The organism is Paenibacillus sp. sg306046, from assembly GCF_059821225.1.
Genome location: NZ_JCAMRT010000100.1, coordinates 1 through 641 on the forward strand (window position 1 = coordinate 1; position 641 = coordinate 641).

Sequence of the window (641 nt, forward strand, 5' to 3'; positions counted from 1 at the left end):
GAAGAAACGGTATCCTTTCTGTTTGTGGATTTGTTATGGGGGCAGGGATTGTACCAGAAACTGCGTTTTGTACTCGTCAAGCAGGAAGAGCGTTTTTCGATATTTGTAAGCACCGACCTGACGCTGGAACCCTTGCAGATCCTCACCGCGTACAGCTATCGCTTCAAGATCGAATGTACATTTCGAGAAATGAAACAAGTCATTGGTGCATTTGGCTACCGCTTCTGGAGTTCAGCCATGCCGAAGCTCAGCCGCTATCGTCGGAAAGGCGAACCGGATCCTTTGGAACGCGTGACAGACGAGCAGCAGCGAAAGCGAATTCATTTGACCTTGCAAGCCATCGAAGGATTTGTTAGGTGCAGCGTCATTGCAACGGGACTGGTTCAATTGATCGCTTTGCGTTTTTCCGGACAGAAGCCGGGTTTGTTTTTCCGTTATCTCCGCACACCCTCCAAGTCCATCGTCTCGGAGGCAACGGTTGTCGCCTACTTTCGCAAATCGATTTTTAGCCTGTTTGCCCAAAATTCACAGCTTTCACTAACCCAAATTATTCGTTCCAAGCAAAAAATGGCCTTGCCGGACGCTAAATCGCTTGCTTCTTAAAGATGTAGAACTTTTGACTGTCCAGTTAATAAATATAC

The 641-nt window shown here is 47.3% G+C and carries 1 pseudogene; it reads left to right on the forward strand.

The window, feature by feature from the left end:
• Window positions 1-603 (forward strand): annotated as a pseudogene (locus AC6ROY_RS25470) (hypothetical protein); the annotation flags it as partial.
• Window positions 604-641 lie beyond the last annotated feature (38 nt).